The sequence below is a fragment of the Corynebacterium sp. SCR221107 genome (assembly GCF_027886475.1).
In the GTDB taxonomy this organism is placed as follows: domain Bacteria; phylum Actinomycetota; class Actinomycetes; order Mycobacteriales; family Mycobacteriaceae; genus Corynebacterium.
The window spans coordinates 1423230-1448588 of the sequence record NZ_CP115670.1 but is presented as its reverse complement, the minus strand read 5'-3'; the positions used below and the strand labels follow the sequence as shown (position 1 = coordinate 1448588).

At 58.9% G+C, this 25359-nt stretch carries 22 protein-coding genes and 1 tRNA gene; 11 read left to right on the top strand and 12 right to left on the bottom strand.

Features of this window, described 5'->3' with window-relative positions; translation table 11 throughout:
• Window positions 1-682: 682 nt before the first annotated feature.
• Window positions 683-2143: a 30S ribosomal protein S1 gene (rpsA, locus tag PAB09_RS06395; RefSeq protein WP_271035175.1), complete on the bottom strand. Its 1461-nt coding sequence runs from the start codon at window positions 2141-2143 to the stop codon at window positions 683-685.
• Between the two features lie 625 nt (window positions 2144-2768).
• Between rpsA and PAB09_RS06390 the strand changes: the two genes are divergently transcribed.
• Window positions 2769-3590, top strand: a complete 822-nt coding sequence (locus tag PAB09_RS06390) for a class I SAM-dependent DNA methyltransferase (protein WP_442873742.1) — start codon at window positions 2769-2771, stop codon at window positions 3588-3590.
• 52 nt (window positions 3591-3642) lie between these two features.
• Here PAB09_RS06390 and polA read toward each other — a convergent pair whose 3' ends face one another.
• The 4 genes from polA to PAB09_RS13350 form a co-directional block, all read right to left on the bottom strand.
• A complete protein-coding gene (gene polA, locus PAB09_RS06385) occupies window positions 3643-6285 on the bottom strand; it encodes a DNA polymerase I (RefSeq protein WP_271035296.1) in 2643 nt (880 codons plus the stop codon).
• A gap of 149 nt (window positions 6286-6434) precedes the next feature.
• On the bottom strand, window positions 6435-6677 hold the full coding sequence (locus PAB09_RS06380; RefSeq protein WP_271035173.1) for a thioredoxin family protein: 243 nt from the start codon (window positions 6675-6677) through the stop codon (window positions 6435-6437).
• Window positions 6678-6762: 85 nt separating this feature from the next.
• Window positions 6763-7806, bottom strand: coding sequence for a permease (locus tag PAB09_RS06375; protein ID WP_333780194.1), 1044 nt, complete (start codon window positions 7804-7806; stop codon window positions 6763-6765).
• A 57-nt stretch (window positions 7807-7863) separates the two neighbouring features.
• Window positions 7864-8094 (bottom strand): ArsR/SmtB family transcription factor, encoded by a 231-nt coding sequence (locus PAB09_RS13350; RefSeq protein ID WP_442873741.1) that lies wholly within the window; start codon window positions 8092-8094, stop codon window positions 7864-7866.
• A 562-nt stretch (window positions 8095-8656) separates the two neighbouring features.
• On the opposite strand from PAB09_RS13350, the gene PAB09_RS06370 reads away from it, so the two are divergent.
• The 5 genes from PAB09_RS06370 to PAB09_RS06350 are packed head-to-tail and all read left to right on the top strand — an operon-like array spanning window position 8657 to window position 13425.
• Window positions 8657-9733, top strand: a complete 1077-nt coding sequence (locus PAB09_RS06370; protein WP_271035171.1) for an iron-siderophore ABC transporter substrate-binding protein — start codon at window positions 8657-8659, stop codon at window positions 9731-9733.
• A 6-nt stretch (window positions 9734-9739) separates the two neighbouring features.
• Entirely contained in the window at window positions 9740-10738 is a 999-nt protein-coding gene (locus PAB09_RS06365) for a FecCD family ABC transporter permease (protein ID WP_271035170.1), read from the top strand.
• 44 nt (window positions 10739-10782) lie between these two features.
• Complete coding sequence (locus PAB09_RS06360) at window positions 10783-11751, top strand: FecCD family ABC transporter permease (protein WP_271035169.1); 969 nt, start codon at window positions 10783-10785, stop codon at window positions 11749-11751.
• Window positions 11748-12566 carry an ABC transporter ATP-binding protein gene (locus PAB09_RS06355; protein WP_271035168.1) on the top strand — a complete coding sequence of 273 codons (819 nt, stop codon included), beginning with the start codon at window positions 11748-11750 and terminating at the stop codon, window positions 12564-12566. Before PAB09_RS06360 ends, PAB09_RS06355 begins: the two co-directional genes overlap by 4 nt.
• The gene (locus tag PAB09_RS06350; protein WP_271035167.1) at window positions 12556-13425 is read left to right on the top strand and encodes a siderophore-interacting protein; all 870 of its coding nucleotides are present in this window, start codon (window positions 12556-12558) and stop codon (window positions 13423-13425) included. Before PAB09_RS06355 ends, PAB09_RS06350 begins: the two co-directional genes overlap by 11 nt.
• Before the next feature lie 66 nt (window positions 13426-13491).
• Here the strand turns inward: PAB09_RS06350 and PAB09_RS06345 are convergent, their stop codons facing one another.
• Together PAB09_RS06345 and PAB09_RS06340 are read right to left on the bottom strand one after the other, a co-directional pair.
• A complete protein-coding gene (locus PAB09_RS06345; protein ID WP_271035166.1) occupies window positions 13492-15135 on the bottom strand; it encodes an ABC-F family ATP-binding cassette domain-containing protein in 1644 nt (547 codons plus the stop codon).
• Window positions 15136-15445: 310 nt separating this feature from the next.
• Window positions 15446-15522: transfer RNA gene (locus tag PAB09_RS06340), tRNA-Leu, on the bottom strand.
• Window positions 15523-15740: 218 nt separating this feature from the next.
• On the opposite strand from PAB09_RS06340, the gene PAB09_RS06335 reads away from it, so the two are divergent.
• From PAB09_RS06335 to PAB09_RS06315, 5 genes are all read left to right on the top strand, one after another.
• Window positions 15741-16667: a DUF368 domain-containing protein gene (locus tag PAB09_RS06335; RefSeq protein WP_271035165.1), complete on the top strand. Its 927-nt coding sequence runs from the start codon at window positions 15741-15743 to the stop codon at window positions 16665-16667.
• Between the two features lie 268 nt (window positions 16668-16935).
• Window positions 16936-17919: an ABC transporter substrate-binding protein gene (locus PAB09_RS06330; RefSeq protein ID WP_271035164.1), complete on the top strand. Its 984-nt coding sequence runs from the start codon at window positions 16936-16938 to the stop codon at window positions 17917-17919.
• Window positions 17920-18018: 99 nt separating this feature from the next.
• Window positions 18019-18957, top strand: coding sequence for an amino acid ABC transporter permease (locus tag PAB09_RS06325; protein WP_271035163.1), 939 nt, complete (start codon window positions 18019-18021; stop codon window positions 18955-18957).
• Window positions 18958-19000: 43 nt separating this feature from the next.
• A complete protein-coding gene (locus PAB09_RS06320; protein WP_271035295.1) occupies window positions 19001-19753 on the top strand; it encodes an amino acid ABC transporter ATP-binding protein in 753 nt (250 codons plus the stop codon).
• Between the two features lie 216 nt (window positions 19754-19969).
• Window positions 19970-20983 carry an HNH endonuclease signature motif containing protein gene (locus PAB09_RS06315; RefSeq protein WP_271035162.1) on the top strand — a complete coding sequence of 338 codons (1014 nt, stop codon included), beginning with the start codon at window positions 19970-19972 and terminating at the stop codon, window positions 20981-20983.
• Window positions 20984-21034: 51 nt separating this feature from the next.
• Here PAB09_RS06315 and PAB09_RS06310 read toward each other — a convergent pair whose 3' ends face one another.
• The 5 genes from PAB09_RS06310 to PAB09_RS06290 form a co-directional block, all read right to left on the bottom strand.
• Window positions 21035-21781: a sulfite exporter TauE/SafE family protein gene (locus tag PAB09_RS06310; protein ID WP_271035161.1), complete on the bottom strand. Its 747-nt coding sequence runs from the start codon at window positions 21779-21781 to the stop codon at window positions 21035-21037.
• 72 nt (window positions 21782-21853) lie between these two features.
• Entirely contained in the window at window positions 21854-22348 is a 495-nt protein-coding gene (gene coaD / locus PAB09_RS06305; RefSeq protein WP_271035294.1) for a pantetheine-phosphate adenylyltransferase, read from the bottom strand.
• Between the two features lie 35 nt (window positions 22349-22383).
• Window positions 22384-22968 carry a 16S rRNA (guanine(966)-N(2))-methyltransferase RsmD gene (gene rsmD, locus PAB09_RS06300; RefSeq protein WP_271035160.1) on the bottom strand — a complete coding sequence of 195 codons (585 nt, stop codon included), beginning with the start codon at window positions 22966-22968 and terminating at the stop codon, window positions 22384-22386.
• A 10-nt stretch (window positions 22969-22978) separates the two neighbouring features.
• The gene (locus PAB09_RS06295; RefSeq protein ID WP_271035159.1) at window positions 22979-23194 is read right to left on the bottom strand and encodes an acetyl-CoA carboxylase biotin carboxyl carrier protein subunit; all 216 of its coding nucleotides are present in this window, start codon (window positions 23192-23194) and stop codon (window positions 22979-22981) included.
• Between the two features lie 41 nt (window positions 23195-23235).
• Window positions 23236-25356: an ATP-dependent DNA helicase RecG gene (locus PAB09_RS06290; RefSeq protein ID WP_271035158.1), complete on the bottom strand. Its 2121-nt coding sequence runs from the start codon at window positions 25354-25356 to the stop codon at window positions 23236-23238.
• Window positions 25357-25359 lie beyond the last annotated feature (3 nt).

Below are 25359 nucleotides of genomic sequence, written 5' to 3'. Positions count from 1 at the left end.
AGCAAACAAAAATTGCGTTTTATCTCACTTTGCAAAATATTCAAACCCGAACTTCCGAGCTACTTCTTGCTTTTGCACACCTTAGTAGCATTTCGGAAATCACGGCCCGCAACATCCCCGCTATCACCCTATGTGCGTTGACAGATGGACCATCTCGAAACCCATCCTGCCTGTTCAAACCTTCTGGGTAGCTACTCCGCAGGCACGAAAGCGAGGGCGCGTGAACCGCCCAAGAAAGGACGTCTATAAAGACTGGAGTCAAGGTTGTTGCCACCGAGACTATCGGCTCATCAACGGACTACCTCTTCGCACGCTTGGCAAGCCCCCGCCTAGCGAGTGCATGCCGTACAGGGGGTCAGATCCCTCCAACCCAACACAGACTAGGCGCCAATAGCTCGCGCAGGAGTTCCGTACCACGACTCGCTCGTCTTGGACGTCACAGCCACGCTCGATGTGAGACCTCGCCTGACGCGCCCCCGCAACACGTCGAAGTACCTCTGTAGCTCCATTGGCTACTGTGGGCTACCGCCTTCCGCCATCAGGGAACTAGTAGCCTTTGACTATGCGGCCATTGACCTCAGGTGGGCGAAGCACATAAAAAGTCCCCCTCAGGTAATAACCCAAGGGGGACTGAAATTCACGCGAGGTCTTTAGGTTGAATAAGGCCCAGCGTGATGGTGGCTTAGTTGCCAGCCAGCTTCTCGCGCAGAGCAGCAAGCTGCTCGTCGGAAGCCAGGGAACCGCCCTCAACCTCGTTCGCTGCGGCCGGAGCTGCCTCAGCGGACTCGGAGGAGTAGTTGGTGGCTTCTTCGCCGGCCTCTGCAGCGGAAGCTGCAGCAGCACGGTTGCGCTCGATCTGGGCGGTGTGCAGGTTGAAGCGACGCTCGGACTCGGCGTAACGAGCCTCCCACTCTGCACGCTGCTCCTCGAAGCCCTCGAGCCATTCGTTGGTCTCTGGGTCGAAGCCTTCTGGGAAGATGTAGTTGCCCTGCTCGTCGTAGGAGTCGGCCATGCCGTACTTCGAAGGATCGAACTCCTCGGTGTAGTCCTCATCAGCCTGCTTCAGGGACAGGGAGATGCGACGACGCTCGAGGTCGATGTCGATGACCTTGACCATAGCCGCTTCGCCGACGGTGACGACCTGGTCCGGAACCTCGATGTGGCGCTGAGCCAGCTCGGAGATGTGGACGAGGCCCTCGATGCCCTCCTCGACGCGAACGAATGCGCCGAACGGAACCAGCTTGGTGACCTTACCAGGAACGATCTGGCCAACAGCGTGGGTGCGGGCGAAGACGCGCCAAGGATCTTCCTGGGTAGCCTTCAGAGACAGGGACACACGCTCACGGTCGAGCTCGACGGAGAGCACCTCAACGGTGACCTCGTCGCCGACGGAAACGACCTCAGACGGGTGGTCGATGTGCTTCCAGGACAGCTCGGAAACGTGAACCAGGCCGTCAACACCGCCGAGATCGACGAATGCGCCGAAGTTGACGATGGAGGAAACGACACCCTTGCGGACCTGGCCCTTCTGCAGCTGGTGCAGGAACTCGGAGCGAACCTCAGACTGGGTCTGCTCGAGCCAAGCGCGGCGGGACAGAACAACGTTGTTGCGCTGCTTGTCGAGCTCGATGATCTTAGCCTCGATCTGCTGACCGATGTAAGGCTCGAGGTCGCGAACGCGACGCATCTCAACGAGAGAAGCAGGCAGGAAGCCACGCAGGCCGATATCCAGGATCAGGCCGCCCTTGACGACCTCGATGACGGTACCGGTGACTGGCTCCTCGTTGCGTTGAAGCTCCTCGATGGCGCCCCATGCACGCTCGTACTGAGCACGCTTCTTGGAGAGGATCAGACGACCTTCCTTGTCCTCCTTGGTAAGGACAAGTGCATCAATCTGATCGCCGACCTCGACAACCTCATCTGGGTCGACGTCGTGCTTGATGGAGAGCTCGCGGGACGGGATGACACCTTCGGTCTTGTACCCGATGTCGAGCAGAACCTCGTCGTGGTCAACCTTCACCACGGTACCCTCGACGATGTCACCATCGTTGAAGTACTTGATGGTGGCGTCGACGGCTGCGAGGAATTCCTCAGTGGAGCCGAAGTCATTGACGGCTACCTGAGGCACGTTGTTGGTTGGCATTAAATGCTCCGAATACGTAGGAATAGTAAATGGACAGAGATTGTGTCTCTCTTTACACCACGGTGCGTGGAAAAGATCCCGCTTCCTGCCACTTCTCCCCTCCTACATGAGGAGTAATGCGCCGGAAACATAGACACGCTCGTTATAGGCTAGTACAAACACACAGCTAAAGCAATCTATTTTGAGCATTCTCTCTTTTTAGGTTTGTCGAATTTCCTTTACCCAAGCACCCGCGTCCCCCCAGAAGGAACACGACGCACCGAATAGAATGCGCTTCTGCCCCGTTCTTCGCATGGGCATCCTTAAACCAAACGCCCAGTGCGGGTTTCTCAGTTGTTTACACGTACCACTCGGACCACAGCGAGATCGTCAATCGACACTCCTGATGCCCACCGATCCAAAAGCAAGCGAAGAAAAATAGGACAACCATGAAAATAACGCCCGTTGAGCCGAACTTCTTGGCTGCGCACTCCAAAGTTGTGAATTCTCACTACACAGAGTTTCTCAGCCCGCCGAATCTCCCTAAGGAACAGTGCGATCCACTACCGCTTCCACGGCCGCCCGTTACCGCGAGTCCCTCACTAAGATGGGCTACACCATGAGCATTAGTGACAACACCAACGAGATGGGTCGACCGGAAGTAGCCTCGCCACCACTGCCATCTGCGAGGGCTAGGCGGGGCGGCTACCAACACGTGAATCTGCAAAGCCCCGCATCGTCTCGAGCTAACAGAGCTTTCTGGGACGATGACGCCGAAAGTTATCACGCTCGCCACAAAAATTACCTCGATGGCTTCTATTGGTCGCCGGAGATGCTCAGCGAGGAGCACGCCCAGCTCCTCGGCGATGTGTCCGGGCAATCCGTACTGGAGATCGGTTGTGGAAGTGCGCCGTGCGCGACCTGGCTGACAGAAAAGGCGCCCGCCGCGCGCTTGGTTACTGGAATAGATCTATCCATGGGTATGTTGTCACAAAGCGCGAAAAAGGTGCCCCTAGTCCAGGCCGATGCCTTGAGGCTTCCTTTTTGCAACGAGAGTTTTGATCAGGTCTTCTCGGCCTTCGGAGCGATCCCCTTCATTGAGGACCTCACTCTACTGTTCGCGGAAATCCGGCGCGTATTGACACCGGGTGGCCGCCTGACGTATTCCTGCAATCATCCCATGCGATGGGTCTTTCCCGATGATCCAGGCGAGGCCGGTCTGGTTGCCGAAATCCCTTATTTCGAACGCCGCTACGAAGAGGTCGATGCCTCAGGTGAGGTCAGCTACGCCGAGTTTCAGCACACCATCGGCGATCATGTCGCCGCATTGGCCAACAACCAATTCCACATCACCAAGGTTCTCGAACCCGAATGGCCCGAAGGACTTGAGGAAAACTGGGGGCAGTGGTCGCCGCTGCGGGGAAGAATCTTCCCCGGAACGATCATCTTTCAGGCCACCGCGCTGTAGACGCGGGGCCCGTTGAGCATCACAGAGGGCCCAAGCCGTGTCCGTGATAGTTTTAGTGCGCAGCCTCGTCCCAGTTCGGACCCTCGCCCGCCGAGACTTCTAGTGGCACCCTGAGGTGGATGGCGGAATCCATCTCTGTTTCAAGAATCCGCTTGACCTCATCGAGTTCACCGGCGGCTACCTCAACCACGAGTTCATCGTGAACCTGCAGCAGCACCCGGGATGCTAGTTTGGCCTTCGCAAGCTCGCGATCCACCCGAATCATCGCAACCTTGATGATATCGGCGGCGGTGCCCTGGATTGGGGCGTTCAACGCGGCACGCTCGGCGTTTTCACGGGCCACCCGGTTGTCAGAGTTGAGCTCCGGTAGATAGCGCCTACGCCCGAACAGCGTCGAGGTGAATCCATCCTTGCGAGCCTGTTCAACGACCCTATCGAGATAGTTCTTAACCCCACCGAAGCGCTCAAAATAATTCTCCATAATCTGTTTCGCCTCACCGGCTGGAATACTAAGCTGCTGCGAAAGACCGAAGGCGGAAAGGCCATAGACTAGACCATAGGACATGGCTTTGACTCGCCGGCGCAGCTCTGGGGTCACCTGATCTACCGGTACATCGAAGACCTTGGAGCCAACATAGTTGTGCAAGTCCTCACCCTCGCGGTAGGCCTCAATGAGCCCTGGATCCTCCGACAGGTGTGCCATCACTCGCATTTCGATTTGCGAGTAGTCTGCCGTCAGCAAGGTTTCATAGCCTTGTCCCACCTCGAACGCGGAGCGAATCTTGCGCCCGGCGGGCGTGCGAACCGGAATGTTTTGCAGGTTTGGTTCCGTTGAAGACAATCGTCCCGTCGAGGCAACCGTCTGATTAAAGGTGGTATGGATGCGACCATCGGCGCCGACCGATTTGATCAACCCCTCCAACGTGGACTTGAGCTTTTGATACTCGCGGTGCGCGAGTAGGTGATCGAGGAATGGATGTGGATGGTTGACCGCCAGCGCCTCGATCTCCTTGGCCGCCGTGGAGTAGCCCGTCTTGGTCTTCTTCGTCTTTGGTAGGCCCAAGGTATCAAACAGCACCGTCTGCAATTGTTTGGGACTCGAAAGGTTCAGCGAGGGATCTCCCGCTAACTCCCGTGCCTGGGCTTCTTCTTGACGAACTTGCTCGACGAAGGTGTCGAGTTGTTCTTGCAATGTGGCAGTATTGACCGCGATGCCTGCGTCTTCCATGCGTGCCAGAATGGACAACAGCGGAATTTCTAGGTCTGTGTAGAGCTCGTAGGCGGCGATTTCTTGCAGCTGCGCGATGAGAACTTCCACCAGTTCGAGGATAGCCACGGCCTGATTGATCAACGCGGAGGAATCCGCCATGTCCAACAGCGTCATCTGGCCTACTTCTTCAACATCCAATTGACGTTGCAGGTGGCGCTGATAGACATCCTTCAGGTCATAGGTGCGCTGGCCAGGCCGCAACAAGTAGGCCGCGATTGCCGTATCGTGAGTGATTCCCGACAGTTCGATTCCCCGACCCTTGAGCATGTGGTAGGCAGCCTTACCTTCATGGAGGTACTTTGGATAGGCGCCCTCCAGCCATGACACGAGCACCTTTTCTTCCTCGGGGGAGATATCAGCAAGGTCCACGGCAAGGGCTTCGCGGTGCTGATTCACGATAGCCAAACGCGTAGCGTCGCCGCCGTGCGGACGGGCAGTTCCCTCCACAAACAAGGCCATGCCCTCGTGTGGGGTATTAGACATATGTGTGCCCAAGAAGCTCACTAAAGAGTCGGTAATGATGGCGATTTCCTCGCGGTCATCTACTGCAGCTATCGCCTCGGCATGAATCGCACTGAGCACCTTCTCACGCAAAGTGGTTCCGAATTCGAGTGCATCAAATCGTGCGCTGACAGCCGAGACGTCTGCCTGTCGAATCACCAATTGCTCGGGGGAAACCGGTAGTTCCAGATCTTTCACCATTTCGGTCAGGGTACGGTTCATCCGCACCTGCTCGAGGCGTTCCCTCAGCGACTCACCCACCTTGCCTTTGACCTTGTCTGCATTCTCCAGCAGGTTGTCGAGGCTACCCCACTCGAGGATCCACTTGGTCGCGGTCTTTTCCCCCACCTTGGGGATCGAAGGAAGATTGTCGGAGGGATCCCCGCGCAGCGCCGCAAAGTCCGGGTACTGAGCTGGGGTTAGACCATACTTTTCTTCGACCGTCTCCGGCGTGAAGCGGTGCAGCACCGACACGCCCTTCATGGGGTATAAAACCGTGGTCGAATCGTTGACCAACTGGAAGGAGTCGCGGTCACCGGTTACGATCAGCGTGTCGAATCCCAGTGGCTTGGCGGCTGTAGCCAACGTGGCGATGATGTCATCTGCCTCGTAGTTTTCCTTTTCAATGGTGGTGATACCCAAGGTCTCCAGCACCTCTTTAATTAGAGGAATTTGCCCCTTGAACTCAGGTGGTGCCGCTTCACGTTGAGCTTTGTAATCCGGGAACATCTCCGTTCGGAAGGTGGTCCGCCCGACGTCGAAGGCCACTGCTACGTGGGACGGTTGTTCGTCGACAAGCAATGTGGACAGCATCGACAAAAAACCGTAAACGGCATTGGTAGCCTGGCCACCGGAGGTGGCGAAATTTTCGGCCGGCAGGGCGTAGAAGGCGCGAAACGCCATCGAGTGCCCGTCAACCAACATGAGACGCTTATTCGGATTAGCTTCAGTCACGTTGGCCAGTCTAGCCGAGGCTTACGACACGACATTTCATACCTTCGACGCTCCCTGCCCCATGTGCGTTGATAAGCAGTGCATCCCCGAATCAACGCAAGAGCCTCCGGCCGCCTTTGCTAGATGCGTTCCTTCACAATTGCAGCGATCTCATCAGACTTGGCCACGCGTCCCGAAAGGACGACATCCTCATCGATGACAAGACCCGGAGTCTTCATGATTCCGTAGCTTGCGATAGTAGGAAAGTCTGTTACCTTGACAATCTCCGCGTCCAATCCCAACTCATCTAGTGCCTTTCTGGCCTGTTTCTCCAGATTCTTGCAGTTGGCACAGCCCGGACCCAGAATCTTTATGGTGGTCATGACGTATTTTCCTCTCTTTTGCTTCTTTTGCTTTCCGACGTCGAAAGTTGCCTTCAGCCCCTGTATACTCCCGCATCACGCCCTTCTAGACATAGATGAAATTGAAGAGATAGCCGACGATGATGATCCCCACTGCAACACTTAAGAAAAACATCGCTAAGAGTTTCGGTTTGAGTACCTGTCGCAACATGACAGCCTCAGGGACGGACAGGGCTATCGCCCCCATCATCAAACTCATGACGGTTCCCAGTGGCAGCCCCTTGGCCCACAGCGCCTCGCCGATGGGGACCACGCCTCCCCCGTTTGCATATAGAGGAATCCCTGCCAAGGTGGCGATGGGTACGGCAAATGGGTTGTCGGCGCCCGCAAATCGAGCAAAGAAGTCCTCCGGAATCCAACCGTGGATACCCGCACCAATCGCGACTCCGAGGATCACCCACTTCCACACCCGTTTGAAGATGTCCGATGACTCGTCAATACCCGCCCGCACTCGCTGCTCCAATGTTGGCTTGTCACCATCCTGAAGGGCAGCAATGGGCGACTTGGTTTGCAGGACAAACGGCTCAACCCAGCGAGAAAGATCAAAGCGCCGGTCGATCATGGCAAAAATGAAGCCGATCGCCACCGCGATCACACTGCCAGCTGCCACATATGCCGCGGCAATATGCCAGCCGAATTGCGTTCCGATGAGGATGGCAGCGGTTTCACTTACCAACGGTGAGGCGATGAGAAACGTGAGGGTGATGGCGATCGGAACGCCTGCGGCCACGAATCCGATAAAGAGCGGGATGGAAGAACACGAACAAAATGGGGTCACTACCCCCAAAACGACCGCCAGTATCAATCCAACCCCAAGGCCACGGCGTTCCAAATAGGCCCGTGCCTTTTCAAGATTGAGGCTTGCTCGCGCGAGACCGATGGTAAACACCAAGCCAGACAGCAACAGCAAGATCTTTGTGGTGTCGTAGAAGAAGAAGTGCACCGACGACCCCAAGCGAGAGTCGAGATCAAGTCCCCACACTTGCCCAAAGAACCAATCCCACCAAGGACGATTGGCAGCATACGCGCCAATCCACACAGCAACTCCCACCAAGAGGCGAACCCCAATTGGAATGCGACCCGCGCTCATTCGCACCCTTTCACGGACGTGCGCTTGGCTACTCATCATCAGTCACTTCTTTCACTATCAAGCCTGAAGCTGCGGTGGCGGTAATACTGAATGCAACCGTTCCAGCACGCCTGGTACGAGTTGGTAATGCACCCAGCGGCCACGGCGCTCGCTGCGAACCACCCCCGCCCCCCTTAGCACCTTGAGGTGATAGCTCAGCAAGTTATCTGCAACTGGCGGCGTTGTAGTAAGCGTGCAAACGCACGCCTCATCGACAGCTGCCAGCTGAAAGATAAGCTCTAGGCGCACGGGATCTGCAACGGCAGACAAAAGGGCAGCATCGGCCGCCCAATCACTTCTCTCGCGCGGGCGTGGCCTTAATTCAAGATTTCTTGATTCAAGCACAATTGAATTGTATGCACGTCTAAATGATCAGCTCAATGCGATTCCCGCCACATGCAGCCAGTACAGCTCCACAATCAAATGCATCCCAATGCAAGGACTGTACAAATGGCGAGTATCCCCCACATCCAATAATCCACCCGGTACACCGACAGTGTCAGCAGCGTTGGACATAGTTGCCTGGCCCGAATAGCCCCAATCCCTCAAGGGCAGATGTTTCGACGCGCATACAGCACCTTCACACAAGCTCCACATGTCAGTTCTGCACGCTCACGCACAAAGCGTGGCCCTTTGTCCACGTAGATGCACCAAGTTTTGAGGATACCCTTAGTTAGGCTAGGGTTATCTCACATTGGGCGGTAAGGGTAGCCTTGCCACCTTAGTTTAATCTCCCACCTATGATCTCAGCCCACCAGAGTTAAAGGGGACCTGACTCGTGGAGAACATCGCCAATTGGAAAGGATCATTCATGCCAAAAAACTATCGTCGCGCCACAGTCGCCAGCATTGGTCTCCTCTTAAGTCTAGGACTTGTCGCATGTTCTTCTGACAGCGCCTCAACTACTACATCGGCAGCTAACAACAGCGCACAGTCCTCCTCAGTCAGCAGCAGCGACTTCCAACCAGTGACCATCAAGCACGCATTCGGCGAAACAACCATTTCCGAAAAGCCGGAGCGGGTGGCAACCGTGGCGTGGGCCAATCATGAGGTGCCGCTCGCTCTCGGAATCGTGCCGGTGGGAATGGCCAAGACAACCTGGGGTGATGATGATTCCGATGGCATCTTGCCGTGGGTGTCCGACAAGATCGAGGAGCTGGGAGCCGATCCAGCTGACATTGCCCTCTTCGACGAGACGGACTCCATCGACTTCGAAGCAGTTGCCGCCTCTGAGCCAGATGTCATCTTCGCCTCCTACTCCGGAATCACTCAGGAGGACTACGATCAGCTTTCCAAGATTGCGCCCACCGTCGCCTACCCGGAGCAGGCATGGGGCACCCCGCTTGACGAAAACATCACGATCATCGCCACAGGCTTAGGGATGGAAGCCGAGGGCGAACAACTCGTCGACGATCTCAACACACAGATTGCGGATGCCTTCGCGGCACATCCGGAGTTCGCCGGCACGAATGTTCTGTTCACTGCCTTCGGCAGCGACACGGACCTTTCCACAGTTGGCTTCTACACCACCACCGACCCCCGCATGGGATTCCTCGAGCAGGCAGGCTTCGGCGTTCCAAAGACGGTGGCCGAATACAGTGAGTCCTCCAGCAACTTCTGGGAAGAGATCTCGGCCGAACAACCGGAGCTTTTTGATGACGTCGACCTGATCGTCACCTATGGATCCGACGATCCCGCGGAAAACCAAGCGACGCTGGACAAGCTGCAAGCCGATCCGCTGTGGAGCATGATCCCAGCAATTGCCGAAGGCCACGTCGCTTTCCTCGGCAACGGCCCGCTGGCAGCGAGCACGAACCCGACTCCTTTGTCGATCCCCGCTAAGTTGGGCGAGTACTTTGATCTCCTTGCCTCCGCCCTTGACTCCTAAGGAATCATGAGGCCTTCGAAAACAAATGCCGCCGTCTTGACCGGCGGCGTGCTGCTCCTCGTGGTTGCAGTGGTGGCCTCGTTGATGTTCGGCGCCCGAGTTATCCCATTCCAGGCAGTTGTCGATGCTGTGCGAGGCATCCAGGATTCGACCGACCAGGCTGCGGCTAGCGTTCGCCTCCCACGCACCGTAGCCGCAGTAGTGGTGGGCGCGGCCCTGGCGGTATCCGGGCTGGGAATGCAAGCGGTCACCAGAAACCCTCTGGCCGAGCCCGGCATATTCGGCGTGCTCTCCGGCGCAAGCCTTTTCGTTGTCACCGGCATCGCGTTTTTCGATCTTTCTGGAACGTTAGCCACCATGACGGGCGCCATCGCCGGATCCACGCTTGCTGCCTTGTTTGTTTACGGGATTGGCTCCATCGGCCCAGGCGGCGCTGCGCCTTTGAAGCTTGCGCTCGCAGGCGCGGCAACCGCCGCGGCGCTTAGTTCTCTAGTCAGTGCGGTGCTTCTGCCACGAGTCCAGGTCATGGATGAGTTCCGTTTTTGGCAGATCGGAAGCGTGGGCGGTGCAACGTGGGAACAAATCGCGTGGGTCGGCCCCGCAATCGGCGTGGGCCTTTTCCTGGCGGCTGCCACGGCGATGGGAATGAATGCCCTAGCGCTCGGCGATGAGCTTGCCTCGGGGCTAGGCGCCCATGTCGGTGTGCAGCGAGGCCTCATCGCAGTGGCTTCCGTGATCCTCGCCGGCGCTGCGACGAGTATGGCAGGGCCCGTGGGATTTGTGGGGCTTATTATCCCGCATGCCCTGCGGCTAGTCATGGGTACCGATCATCGCTGGTTGGTACCCGGCTGCGCCATCTACGGCGCAGGGCTTTTGGTCACCGCTGACATCGTTGGAAGAGTAATTGCGCGCCCCGAAGAAGTTGCGGTGGGTGTGCTCTTGCCTCTTCTCGGCGCTCCGGTATTCATATGGATCGTGCGCCAGCAAAAGGTTCGTGAGCTATGACGTTATTAAAGCAACAACAGGCACATGCAAGACGCGTGAACCGCATGCGCACTGGAATTCTCCTTTTCCTTGTCATCGTCGTATTTTTCGTCTCGCTTATGTATGGCGAGCGAAGCTACAGTCTTATCGACGTGCTCAGGGTCTTGTTCGGTGAACAGGTCAAAGGTGCAAGCTACGCCGTCGGTGAACTTCGACTCCCCCGCGCAACGCTTGCCGTGGTGGGCGGAAGCTGCTTTGGAATCGCTGGGCTGACATTTCAAACTCTCCTGCGCAACCAGCTTGCCTCACCCGACATCGTGGGCATCTCCTCCGGCGCCAGCGCCTTTGGGGTGATTGCGATTGTGGCATTGGGCTGGGGGCAGACTATGACCTCTCTTGCCGCACTCGGCGGGGCACTGCTGACAGCGGGGCTTATCTATTTCCTAGCCATCCGGGACGGGTTCTCGGGAACTCGATTGATCCTCATCGGAATCGGCGTGTCGTCGATGCTCATGAGCATCGTTACCTACACGCTCTCGCGTGCGGCGGCCTGGGATCTTGCCTCCGCAACTCGCTGGCTCAATGGCTCCATCAACGCCGCCTCCTGGGATCGAGTGGTACCGCTTGTGGTGGCATGGATCGTCATCGTGCCACCACTTATGGTAGCTAGCCAGCAATTGCGGATCATGCAGCTCGGTGACGACGCCGCCGCAGCACTCGGCGTGCGCACGGGACTGTGCCGCATCGTGCTCATTGTCTGCTCGGTGGCCTTGGTCGCAGCGGCCACTGCTGCCTGTGGACCAGTAAGCTTCGTTGCCTTCATGGCCGGCCCCATCGCGGTGCGCCTAGCTCGCCATCGGGGGGTGCCCTTGGCCACTGCGGGTTTTGTCGGCGCGTTCATCGTGCTGGTGGCAGATCTTTTGGGCCAGCACGTGATGGGTACTCGGTATCCAGTGGGAGTGGTCACAGGTTTGTTGGGCGCCCCATTCCTGCTTTATCTCCTCATTCGATCTCAGAAAGGAGTCCAACGATGACGCCTTGCGTGCGCGACGAGTTGGCTGCGAACAACGTGACTTTGGCCTACGAGCAACGGGTGATCGCTCGCGGTCTAAGCGTGAGGATCCCCGCCGGGGTTATAACTTCCATCATTGGCCCCAATGGCTGCGGCAAGTCAACGTTGCTTCGGTCTTTGGCGGGATTACTCAAGCCCAGCGAGGGGGAGGTCACCTACGCAGGCACTCGCCTGCAGGACTACTCGCGCAAGGAGTTTGCCCGCAAGGTCGGTTTGCTCCCGCAAACACCCATCGCCCCGCTGGGGATCACCGTGGCGGATTTGGTCGGTCGCGGTCGACATCCGCACCAAGGACTGTTTGGACGCTGGTCCCAGGCCGACTTTGATGCGGTTCAGACCGCATTGGAGGCGACACAACTAGTCGAGTTCTCCGACCGCAGCGTCGATGAGCTTTCTGGTGGTCAACGACAGCGTGTATGGATTGCGATGGCGTTGGCCCAGGAAACCGAAACGCTTTTACTCGATGAGCCCACCACCTATCTTGATGTTGCCAACCAGCTCGAAGTGCTCGACTTGCTGGTTGACCTCAATATTCGTGAGAAAACAACCGTGGCGATGGTCGTGCACGATATGAATCTCGCAGCCCGCTACTCGCAGCACATTATCGCGATGAAACAGGGGCAGATCGTCGCCGAGGGTAGCCCACTCCAGGTCGTCACCGAGCAGGTTATGGGCGAAGTGTTTGGCATCGGTTGTCGCGTCGAGATTGACCCCACCACCGGCAAGCCGGTGGTTCACCCCTACGGGAGGCATCATGTTTGTTCCCATGTCCGCTAAGGTCCGATCCCTGACGAGGCTTTCCCCGCATCTATTGCGCGTGGTTTTCGGTGGCGCTGACCTTCAACGATGCGTCCCCGCCGATCCGGTATACGATCAGCGGATCAAGCTCATCTTTGGTGTCTTACCCGATGTTGATCTGGGTGAGGATTGGTACGGGAATTCTCAGCACATCCCGGGTGCGGTCATGCGGACCTATACGGTTCGCTGGGCGCGCCGCCTCGACGGCGAATTGCGCATCGCCGTCGATTTCGTCCTCCACCCTGGCGCCTCGGGTCCGGCCTCTGAATGGGCCGCGGCCGCCAAGGTTGGCGATACCGTTATTCTCGTCGGCCCCACCGTTGCCGGACAATGGGGTGTGGACTTTCTGCCCGGCGACGCGCAGCGCATCGTGCTTGCCGGCGATGAGACGGCGTTGCCCGCGATTGCCAGCATCTTGGAAGGACTTGGCCCGGAATTCAAGGGCAGTGCCTTTATCGAGGTGCCAACCAACGATGACATCCTCGCTGAGGTGACCCATCCCGGTTTTGAGGTCCAGTGGCTGCCGCGCAACGGGCGCGCACATGGCGAGCTTGTGGCATCGGCGGTGCTGCGTTCCTTCGATCCCGCCACACCTGCGATCCCCACCGCCCTCGACTTTGCCGAAGAAACAGACATTCTCATGTGGGAAACCCCAACCTATTCCTCTGGCGGCGACCACATCTCCAACCACCCTACGAATCACTCGGACCACTATTTCTGGATCGCTGGCGAATCCGGCATGGTAACTGGCATCAGGCGGGTGCTGGTCACAAGCTACAACGTCCCGCGCTCACAGGTGTCGTTTATGGGGTACTGGCGGCGCGGGCGCGCATCGTGATTAAGCTCAGTGCGTGGTGCGCCTTGCTTTCCGACGCACACAGGTTTCCCGTTATTAGGTTCGTTTCTATCCAGACGTCGGCGGCCCCAATTGCACCCGACGCCCCTGCCAACGATCAATCAGCCACCGGTCATGACTTGCGATGATGAGGGTGCCGCCCCACGTCGGTATCGCCTGCTCGAATGCCTCCATGGATTCGAGGTCGAGGTAGTTGGTGGGCTCGTCGATGATCAGCATCTCTGGCGAAGCGCTGAGCGCGAGAGCGATCTGCGCGCGGCGTTGATTACCTGCTGACAAGTCAGCGATCGCAGTCGCCCACAGTGAAGGGTGCACGATCCCCTTTCCTCCTTCGCCGATGCCGTTGTGCCACACCCGCTCGTCAAATCCGGGATCGCCCAGTCGGGGAAGTCGTTGTGGAACCAGCCCCACGGGTGAGTCAGCCTCGATGCTTCCGCTGGCAGCTGACCCTGCGGGTGGGTGGCCTTGGGCAATCCAAGTCAAAAGCGTGGACTTACCGGCGCCATTGGGGCCGGTAACCAACAGGTGCTCGCCGCGCGCAAGATCAAAACTGATGGTTGAAAGGCGGTTGCTTATACCCGCGGCGCGTGCAGAAACCGCCACGCCGGGCCGCGTCGCAACCTCCGGGAATCGGAAAGCGAGCGCGTATTCGCGGGGCTTGCGCACCTCGACCTCGGCGAGGTCTTCTAGCCGTCGGTCGTCGTTGCGCGTCCTGCGAACGGCGGTAGCGGCGGCTCGGTCGGCGAAGAACTTCTTTTGAATGCCTTGCGCCTCAGCGACGCGCACCCCGCCCTTGGCGATTCTTCCCGACTCATGGCGATGATGAAGCAGCTCCCGCTTGTGCTGTTGCTGTGCCTCGTGCACTTGCGCGTGCCGGGCGTGGGCTTTGTGCTTCGCATCGAGGAAGTCGGAATACCCGCCACTGCAGCTATAGATTCCTGGAACCTCGATTGTTGGCTCCACCTTGGCAAGCTCGCGCCACACGACGGTATCGAGGTCAAAAATCACCGTGGCGGTATCTTCGATGAAGGCGCGATCGTGGCTGGTCATCACCACAGGCCCTTCCCATTGGCTCAGCTGACGGGAAAGATACTCGATCGCCATTTCATCGAGGTGATTCGTCGGCTCGTCGAGCACGAGAATCTCCGGCCGAATAATCAAGGTCGCACCCAGCTGAAGGCGTCCGCGCTGTCCCGGTGACAGAGTTTCCAGCGGACGGCCGCGACCGTCGCCGTGGAGGAATCCGAGCCCCAAGCCCGCCAGTACCTCATCGGTGCGCGCATCTAACGACCACACATCACGGGCGCTCATGCGCGCAAGCACGTGGTCATATTCTGCGCTGAGGCTTCGCCATTCAGATTGCCCACCGTGGTCGTCGGAAAGCAAAGCGGTGAGCTCGTCGAAGCGCGACGACAATGCCCGCAAGCCGGCAATGGCAACATCGAGGTAGTCAGCCACCGTCCCGGGAAAGTCCTGGGTGGCGGGAACGGGATCGATGTTACCGTCAACCTTGATTGTGCCGGAGTCCGGAGACAGCTCCCCTAGTGCGAGGCGAAGCAAAGTTGATTTCCCGCAGCCATTCGGTCCGACGAGGAAGGCCCGCTCGCCGCTGCCGATGTGGAGGCTGAGCTTTTCAAGAAGGGGGCGAGACGAATAGGAAAAGGTGACGTTGGAAAATGTGATTGAAGGCATAGTAGCGCTGTGATCTTTCGATACGGGCGACCGCGACACGAATGCATCATCCGTACCGAAGCCGCGAAGTGAGCTTTGAGCAGCGTGCGCCCCAAGCTGGAGCGAAAGATCACAGAATCATTGGTACCTTGTCCCTTACAATTTCCACGTTTCGGCCTGTTACTCCCGACAAGTCTAACCCATGTTTGCCCTACGAGACCCACATGCCGTCACATTTGCGTCACATCCCCGATTTTTGGGACACTTTTTGGACACTTTAGTCAAAAATAGGCCAGGAAGCGAGGCTTAAAACCTCTCCTACCTGGCCTTGTGGTGCCCCAGGTGAGACTCGAACTCACACTGGACGGGTTTTGAATCCGTTGCCTCTGCCAATTGGGCTACTGGGGCGCGTAAAAAGATATTAACCCACTTTTCCCCAAAGCGATAATCGCCTGTTCACGGCCATCGGATGGCTAGCTTTTTGCTTTCCGACGACCACTAGGTGCGCACCGGGCCGCGCACTGCACCATGGGTTTAGGACCAAGGTCGGGTAAGCTTTCGATGACCATTGTTTACCCGCGCTTGATTCCTCTTGCCGCGAACAAAGAAAGACTTTCTCCTTTTCTATGACCCCGCCCGCAAACGTGGCCACGAAGTCCACTCCCGCGTCTTTTCTCGTCAACCTCATCATCGGTGGACTCATCGGCATGGCCGAGATGGTCCCCGGCGTCTCCGGCGGCACGGTTGCCCTTGTGACCGGTATTTACGGCCGCGCAGTCCGCAACGGCCACGCACTGCTGCACCTGGTCAAGGACGTTCTCACCCGCAAGAAGGTTGCAGGAGATGAAAAGGCCAAAGTCGAATGGGGTTTCATCCTCACCGTTGGCGTCGGCATGGTCGCCACCGTATTGACCTTGTCCTCGGTCATGCACGATTTCGTGGAAAATTCGCCAGAGACCTCCCGGGCACTGTTCCTCGGCATGGTGGCGGTATCCCTGATCGTCCCGATCAAGATGATCGACAAGGCCGACTTTGCCAAGCGGCGCGCACCAGCGATCGCCCTTTTCATCACTGCCGCAGTGTTCGTCTTTTTCCTCACCGGTCTCACCGCGGCGGAAAAACCCAATCCTTCGCTTATCGTGGTATTCGGCGCGGCCGCGATCGCCGTGTGCGCACTTGTTTTGCCCGGCGTTTCCGGTTCTTTCATGCTGCTTGCCATGGGCCTGTACGCACCGATCATGGGTGCGGTTGCCGACCGAGACCTCAAGATCATGTCGGTATTCATCCTCGGGGCGATCACCGGATTGGCGCTATTCATCAAAACCCTCGACTACCTCGTGACCGAGCACCACACGTTGACGATGATCACGATGGCTGGTTTCATGCTCGGCTCGCTGCGCGCCCTCTGGCCGTGGCAGGACTCCCAGGCCACCATGCTCGCCCCCGGAGATAACCTGGGCTGGATCATCGCCGTGTTCGCCATCGGCGGTGTCATCGCGGGGGCGATCATGCTCCTGGAGCGCTTCAACGAGACGCACCAGCCAACAAAGTAGCAAAATCAGTCACGTGTGCCTGCGCCACCGCCTGCGGTGGCGCTTTGATTTTGGCCACTTGCTGTAGACGTCGGCAAGCATGAGAAAGCCCACATACTATGCCCACATTTCTGTCGCTATACAGGTATTAACGGCCCTCACGCTGCGTGAATGCAGCCGAACTGGAGCACCGGCGATGTCGGAGTTCTACCACGGTGCCGTGAAAGAAGGCTGGGAGCCGCCTGTACAAGGGCGTACAGGCGGCGGAAATTATGTTAGGTTTATGCACATGATGCTTCCAAAGTTGTTCTCCAAGCGCCCGGTTGCCGGGTTCGTCGCCGTACTAGCCAGCGCAACCTTGCTCACCGGTTGCGTGACCAACTCCGAAGGCGGCTCCTCCACCTCCTCCGATTCCTCCTCTTCCGCCTCCGCCGAGGACTCCGCGCTGGCCAGCGAGGAAGGCGGCCTGCCCGACGGCTGGACCGAAATCAAGCCAGCCAAGGTCGACGAAATCGCAGCCCTCGTCCCCGCCGACATCGCCGCCAAGGGCGAGCTGACTGTTGGATCCAACCCGCCATTCGCACCAGCCGAATTCAAGGACCCACAGGGCAACATCATCGGTTTTGACATCGATCTCGCCCGTGCCGTGGCCTCAGTCATGGGCCTGGAGCTCAAGATCAACGACCAGGACTTCTCCCTTATCCTCCCCAATGTCGAGGGTGGCACCAATGACATGGGCGTATCCGGCTTCACGGATAACGAGGAGCGCCGGAAGAACTTCGACTTCGTCAACTACTTCAACGCCGGCATCCAGTGGGCTGACTCCCCAGACACCGACGTCGACCCAGACAACGCCTGCGGATTGACCGTTGCGGTTCAGCGCACCACCGTCTCCGAAACTGATGACGTTGCAGGTCGCTCCCAAAAGTGTGAAGAGGAAGGCAAGGAGCCGATCAACGTGCTCTCCTTCGACACCTCCGACGCAGCCGCCAACGCCGCCATCCTTGGTCGCGCAGACGCATTCTCCGCCGACTCCCCGGTCTCCGCTTGGGCCGTCGAGCGTTCGGGAGGACGCTTGGAGCTGACCGGCGACATCTTCGACGCAGCACACTACGGCTGGCCGGTCAAGAAGGGCTCTGAGCTCGCTCCCGCCGTCGCCGCGGCACTGCAGTACATCATGGACTCCGGTGATTACATGAAGATCCTCGAGCAGTGGGGTGTCGAGGACGGTGCCATCGAAGCCGCCCTTATTAATGGCGAGCCTGTAAAGTAAGTCCTCGCACGCAGAATTAGAGCTTTCCCTGCGAAAAGGTGTGACAGCTGTTTACACCCTGCCAGGGAAAGCTCTTTGGAATTTTGAAAGAAACCCGTTATGAGTACGACCCCTACTCCCACGCCAAAGCCCATCGAGGCAAAATCCCTGCCTCATCCGGGCCGATGGATCACTGCCATCATTCTCCTCGCGCTCTTGGCCTGGTTCCTTATCTCCGCCAGCCAAAATGAGGCCTTCCGCTGGGACACCTACTGGCAGTACCTGTTCGACACCCGCATCGCCGCCGCCACCTGGCGCACCATCTTATTGACCGTGCTAGCCATGCTCATCGGCGTGGTCTTGGGCGCGATCATCGCGGTGCTGCGCATGTCGCCGAACAAGGTGTTGTCCTCCGTGGCTTGGGTTTACCTGTGGATCTTCCGCGGCACCCCGGTCTACGTTCAGTTGGTGTTCTGGGGTCTGGCGGGCACGATCTTTTCCAGCATTAATGTTGGTTTCACCGAAATTTCGCTGCAAGAGGTCCTCAAAAACACATTCGTGTTGGCCGTCATCGGACTTGGCCTCAACGAGGCCGCCTACATGGCCGAGATCGTGCGTTCCGGCATCGAAGCCGTGCCTGAAGGCCAGACGGAGGCATCGAAGGCGCTGGGCATGAGCTGGTGGATGACCATCCGCCGCACCATCTTGCCGCAGGCGATGCGCATCATCATTCCGCCGACGGGCAATGAATTCATCTCGCTGCTCAAGACCACCTCGCTGGTCGTGGCCATCCCCTACTCGGAAGAGCTTTACGGCCGCAGCATGGACATCGCCAACGCCCTGTTCGAGCCGGTACCCATGCTATTGGTTGCGGCCACCTGGTACCTCGTGGTCACCTCCGTGCTGATGGTGGGCCAGTATTACCTCGAGCGCTACTTCGCCAAGGGCGCGCGTCGCGAACTAACCGCACGTCAGCTTGCCGCGCTTGCCGACGCCGAGGGCGCGCTGCCCAAGAACGTTGAGATCATCGACGAGGCTCACCGCCCCACCGCACACTAGATGCCCCAAGGAGAATACGATCGTGTCTGATACACAGAACTTGATGATCGATGCCCAGCAGGTCTGCAAGTCCTACGGCAGCATCGAGGTGCTCAAGGGCATCGACATCCAGGTGAAAAAGGGACAGGTAACCTGCCTCATCGGCCCGTCCGGTTCGGGCAAGTCCACCTTCCTGCGCTGCGTGAACCACCTGGAAAAGATCACCGCGGGTCGCCTGTACGTGGATGGCGATTTGATCGGCTACCGCGAGAAAAACGGCGTGCTCTACGAAATCTCGGAGAAGGAAGCAGCCCGCCAGCGCTCCGACATCGGAATGGTGTTCCAGTCCTTCAACCTGTTCCCACACCGCACCGCGATCGAGAACATCATGGAGGCGCCCGTGCATGTCAAGGGCCTGAAGCCTCAACAGGCCCGCGAGGAGGGCATGCGCCTGCTCGAGCAGGTTGGCTTGGCGCACAAGGCCGATGCCTACCCCGCGCAGCTTTCCGGCGGTCAGCAGCAGCGCGTCGCCATCGCCCGCGCGGTGGCCATGAAGCCAAAGCTGATGCTTTTCGACGAACCCACCTCCGCTCTCGACCCGGAGCTCGTCGGTGAGGTCTTGAACGTGATGCGCAAACTCGCCGACGACGGCATGACCATGATGGTGGTGACCCACGAGATGGGCTTTGCCCGCGAGGTTGCCGACGAGGTCGTGTTCATGGCCGACGGCTACATCGTCGAGCGCGGGCCCGCCCGCCAGGTCATCGAGCACCCGCAGCACCAGCGCACCCAGGCTTTCCTGTCGAGCCTGCTTTAGAGTGCATTGGTTGCAAGGACGCTTAAGAAAAGGCGCGGATCCCTTCGGGGTTCGCGCCTTTTCTCCATTGCCATCGATTAACACTGGTCGTGGGGGATTTCCGGGCATACGTGGGCAAAGTTATCCACAGGTTGAAAACCGCAGGTCGCCCGAGTTATCCACAGGCATCCCGCCACACGGTTGGCACTGCGGCTACCGCTACCTAGTCTGGTGGGCATGAACCCCGTCGACCAGCTTGCAGCAGTACTTTCCAACCCGCTCGCCCTCATCCAGGACGCCGCCGGGTGCACAATTGCTGCGCTTGTCGAACGCGGACTACCCGAAAACACAGCCACCGACCTGAAAACCCTCGCCACGGTGTACTACGGCACCACCTCCTACACCAGGATGCAAGCCACCTGCCGGGAAACCATAGACTCCCTCGGGCTTACCCTCGCCCACCTGGAAATCATCGAAACCTGCACCCGCAGAGTCACAGGCGAAAAAACCACATGGCAACTACGCCGCGACCTCATCAACCTCGGCAACCTGCCCACCGGACAGTTCGCCACCCGCGCACGCGCAATCACCAACGACTACGCAACCCCACCGGCAAGGTTGGTCAAAGGCGTGAGCATCAACCGCAACCGCAACAACCTCTGGCAACTGAAAATCAACGGCGAACCAGCCGATATCGACACACTTTACGAAACACTCAAAGACCTGCCCGACCCAGCCAAAAACTTCCCCCACGCCGGCACCATCACCAAAACACTTCGCCCCATCGTGGCCATCCCCCTAGACAAACTCACCACCGTCCTGGATGCCACAGGAGACGAAACCACCTTCACCTGCTCCGATGGGGTCACACGCACCAGCACCCAGATCGTTGCCTCCATCCTTGATGACCAGTGGGGGTTCGGGCTTATCCACCCCGTCGACGGACCCGTCGACCTCGTGCGCTCCTCCAGGTTTGCCAACAAAAAGCAACGCGACCTAGCCACCCTCGAATCCTTAAGCTGTGCCCACCCGGACTGCAATAAACCAGCCGATGAGTGCCAGGTCCACCATATCCATGCGTGGAATCGTGGCGGGACCACCGCAAGTAAAAACCTCACCATGCTATGCGCCTTCCACAACGGAAGAAACGACGATGACCCCAGCACACCCAAACACGGGCGCATCCAACGCACCAACGGCCACCCCACCTGGACCTACCCACCCTGGCACCCCAAGCACTCGGGCGGGTAAGAGCCCCGCAACGTCGGAAAGCAGGCCCCACGCGGGCCTGCGAAGCATGCCTTATTGAATCAGGCCGATTGCACCACGGGCAAGGACGCTAATGCCACCGAGTGTTGCCAGCCCCAGGGCGAGGGCGCGGGCCTTGTCCCGGGGCACTTTGTTTGCCACCTTGGAGCCTAGGAAGATGCCGATGAACATGGCAACCACCCCACCGGCCCACGCAAGCGCACTGATGTGCTCGATGGAGCCTGCCCCCGTCGCCGACTTCACCACTATCGAGACGAACGCAGAAACAATAAAAATTGGCTGCAGGGTTGAAGCGTAGGCGCGCTGCTCCCATCGGCTGGCCTGTGCGTACACCGTAATCGCCGGACCGGCGATGCCAGCCAGGGTATTCATGAATCCGCCGACGATACCCGCGGTCACGGCGGGTCCCGTGCCTCGAACCACCGGGACGTAACGCTGTCCCAGTGTTACGACAGCCAAAGCGATGAGGAGCAAGGAGCCGACGATGACCTGGAGCAGAGATCCGCTGATGGCCTTGATGAGAAATGCGCCAGGTATGGCGCCAATGACCATAGGGGCGGCGATGATCGCGAACTTCTTCCAGTCCACATCGCGACGCACCGAATACGTGCTCATGATGGCGTTTATGAAAGCCAAAACGTTTACCACCATGATTCCTTCGACCGGCCCGAGGAACAGGCTTAGGATCGGTCCTCCAATAAGCCCCATGCCCATCCCCGAAATGCGTTGCAGGCTGGCACCGAGCGCTACGGTCACAAAGATGACAACAGCGAGTGTCATGGTGGGTTCTCCTTGTATATAGAGCAATGCAAAAACCCGCCCAAACCTTCGGGCGGGAAAAGCATTGAGAGCTTAGTCCTGTTGGGAATGCAGCTGCGTCATCTTCTTTTGCATCGCCAGGTTCACGTTGGCAGGCAGCATCTCTGAGACATCGCCACCGTAGGTGGTGACCTCCTTGCACAGCGTCGAACTGATGTAGCCGTACTTGGGGTCGGTCATCAAAAACATCGTGTCGATGCCTGTCAGCCGACGATTCATCTGTGCCATCGGCAGCTCGTACTCATAATCTAATGAGGTACGCAAGCCCTTGACCAAGACATTGACGTTATTCGCGGTGGTGTAGTCCACCAATAGACCTGCCCAGTGGTCGACCCTGACGTTGGTCAAATGCGAGACGGCCTCCCGAATAAGCTCCTTGCGCTCGTCGATGCTAAACATTCCGGAGCTCTTATGAGGATTACCTGTCACGAGGACGGTGACCTCATCGAATTGGGAGGCGGCACGAGTGATGATGTCCATATGCCCCATGGTGATGGGGTCAAAGGAGCCTGGGCAAACTGCGGTGATGGTCATTTTGGGTGCGTTCCTTGTGAGGGGAAATTCTATTCTTCGGACTCGGCAAGTTCGCGGTCGAACACGGCCATGTCCATGCGGGCAATACCAAAGGTACGCTTCTTGAGCTTTTGGGTGGTGGGCTCGTAGCCACGCGGCCACGCCGTCTGTGGGGAATCGACGTGACGCTCTACGACGACGGCGGCACCGTCGACCAGGGCGGGCTTGAGCGCCTCGAGCATCTCGACCACGGCTTCGTCGGCAAGCTCATACGGCGGGTCGGCGAGCACCATGTCGAAGAACTCGCGCGGCGCGCTGGCGACATAGGTAGAAGCCTTCATCTCCTCCACCACCACGCTGGGGTGGCCGACGATCCCGGCATTGTGACGAATGATCGCCGCAGCCTGCGGGTTGGACTCCACCAGCACCACGTGAGCCGCACCACGAGAGGCAGCTTCCAAGCCGAGGGCACCAGAACCGGCGAATAGATCCAACACGTTGGCGTCGGCAAAGCCAAAGCGTACTTGCAAGGAGGAGAACAGGCCCTCGCGGGCACGATCGGAGGTTGGCCGGGTACCGGTTGGCGGAACCTTAATCTTTCGCCCCCGAGCCTCACCGGAGATAATGCGAGTCATGCCCATGCGATTAACCAGCCTCCCCTAGATCAATGAGCGCATCGCCGCCCACACAGTCGGCAAAATCATCGAGCAGCAGCGCGGTGACCACACCCGGGCCAGGGGCAAAAACCGGAGACTCCAGTTTGACGGCCTCAACGCTTGCCAGTTCCTGGCCTGTGGTGACGGTATCGCCAACAGCCACCTTAAAGTGGACGATGCCGGCAAAGGGTGCGCAGATTTTCATGACCCTTACCTTATCGCATCGCTGTGGAACGGACTTTTCCGCTAGGACTTTTCGATGTACTCCTGCCGCTCAAAGCTCACATCCTTGATCAACTCCGTGGCAAGCTCCGGGTCGCGGGAAACGAGGTAGGCAGCGTCCCTGTTGGCCCGCTCGATCACATCGCGATCGCGGACCAAGCTCAGCAGCTTCAGCGTGGACGCGCCAGATTGTCTGGTGCCTAGCACCTCGCCTTCCTGCCGGTACTCGAGATCGATTTCGGCCAGCTCAAAACCGTTGGTGGTGGTGGCAACCGAACTGACTCTGGCCAAGGCCTCCTCGCTGACCCCGGCGGAGACGTGGAAGAAGCAGATGGAGGCATTCCCGCCTCGCCCTACGCGGCCACGGAGCTGGTGGAGCTGGGACACACCGAAGCGTTCGGATTCAAGGATCATCATTACCGTCGCGTTGGGCACATCCACGCCCACCTCGATGACGGTGGTGGCCACAAGGACGTCGAGTTCGCCCCGCGAAAAGGCCAGCATCACTTCTTCCTTCGCATCCGCGGGCATCCGGCCGTGGAGGATTCCCACCCGAAGCTCAGGGAAGATACGGTCGCGGAAGCGGTCGAAGACGTCCTCGACGCCGCCGTCGCCCTGGATGCGCGGGGCGACCACATAGACCTGCCTGCCGGCTTGTACTTCTTCGCGCATCCGCTCGAATGCGCGATGCAGCCAGGCCTTATTGGATTCGGCGACGACGAAGGAGCTGATGGGTTTCCTCTCTCCCGGAAGCTCGCGCAGGACAGAAAGGCTCAAGTCGCCGAAGGCGGTCATGGCCACGGTGCGCGGGATGGGAGTTGCCGTCATCACCAGCACGTGGGGGGTCAGCCCTTTCGGTCCCTTGGAGCGCAGATGGTCGCGCTGTTCGACGCCGAAGCGATGCTGCTCGTCGATGACCACAAGGCCGAGGTTGAAGAAATCAACACCCTCTTGGATGATCGCATGCGTGCCCACCACGATATCGGCATCGCCTGAGATGATATCTAGCAGCGCCTGCCTGCGCTGCTTAGTGTTGAGCGAGCCGATTAGCGTGACCACCTTGGTGGTCAGCCCGGCGGCCGCCAGCGCTGCCTGGATGCTGCGGGCATGCTGGGTGGCCAAGACTTCCGTCGGGGCGAGCAGGGCACATTGCATGCCCTGATCGACTGCCTGGAGCATCGCGATCACCGAGACGATCGTCTTACCGGAGCCCACCTCGCCTTCCAAGAGGCGCTGCATGGGCCGTGGCTTGGCCAGTTCACTGCTGATTTCCTCAATGACCGTGCGCTGGCCGTCGGTGAGGGGGAAGGGCAGGCTGGCAAGCATGCGGGCGCGCTGGCCGTCGGCAAGCGGTGGCAGGCTGGCGGCGGCGCGCTGGGCGTTGGTGGCGCGACGCAGCGCCATCACCAAGGCGATCTCCATTGCCTCGTTGTAGCGCATGCGGTCCAGGCCCGCGGTCGGTCCCTGCGCCCCCGGCTCATGGATGCTGCGCAGCGCGGCGTCGAAGCTGGGGAGGTCCTTGGGGGCAAACGGCCCCAGCGGATCTTTGATCGGTTGAGTGTTTTCGAGTATGTGGTGTATCGCCGCAAAGATCGACCAGGTGGCAACCTTGGCTTTGGCCGGATAGATCGGCATGTAGTCCAGCGAGTTTAAGATCGCAGTGATCTCCGCGACGTCGCCGTAGGTAGTGAGCGTGCCCAGCGTTCCCTTCGTCCGGCGTTTTTCACCGATGCGTGGCAAGACGAGGTAGTCGGGGTGTTGGAGCACGTCCCCGAAGTTGGAGTGCTTGTATTTACCGAAAAACATGGCCCGAGTGCCCACGCTCAGCGTGTTAGTCAACCACGGGCTGGCGCGGAAAAAGACGGCTTGTGCCTGATAGGGCTGATCTTCGATGGTGATCTGGTAGAGGTGTTGGCCGTTGCGGGTCACGCTACTTCGGGCGGCGGTGATGGTTCCGATGAGGGTGATGATGTCGCCCTCTTCGAAGGTGCCGGTACCCAAAGATCCGCCGTGCGGGGCCCAGGTGCGCGGGAAGTGCAGCAGGAGGTGCTCGGCGGTGGTGTATCCGAAGTGCTTCTTGAAGGCAGTTGCCTCCTTCTTCGGCAGCAGGGATGCCAGGGAACGGGTATCGTGCCAGCCCAACATGGG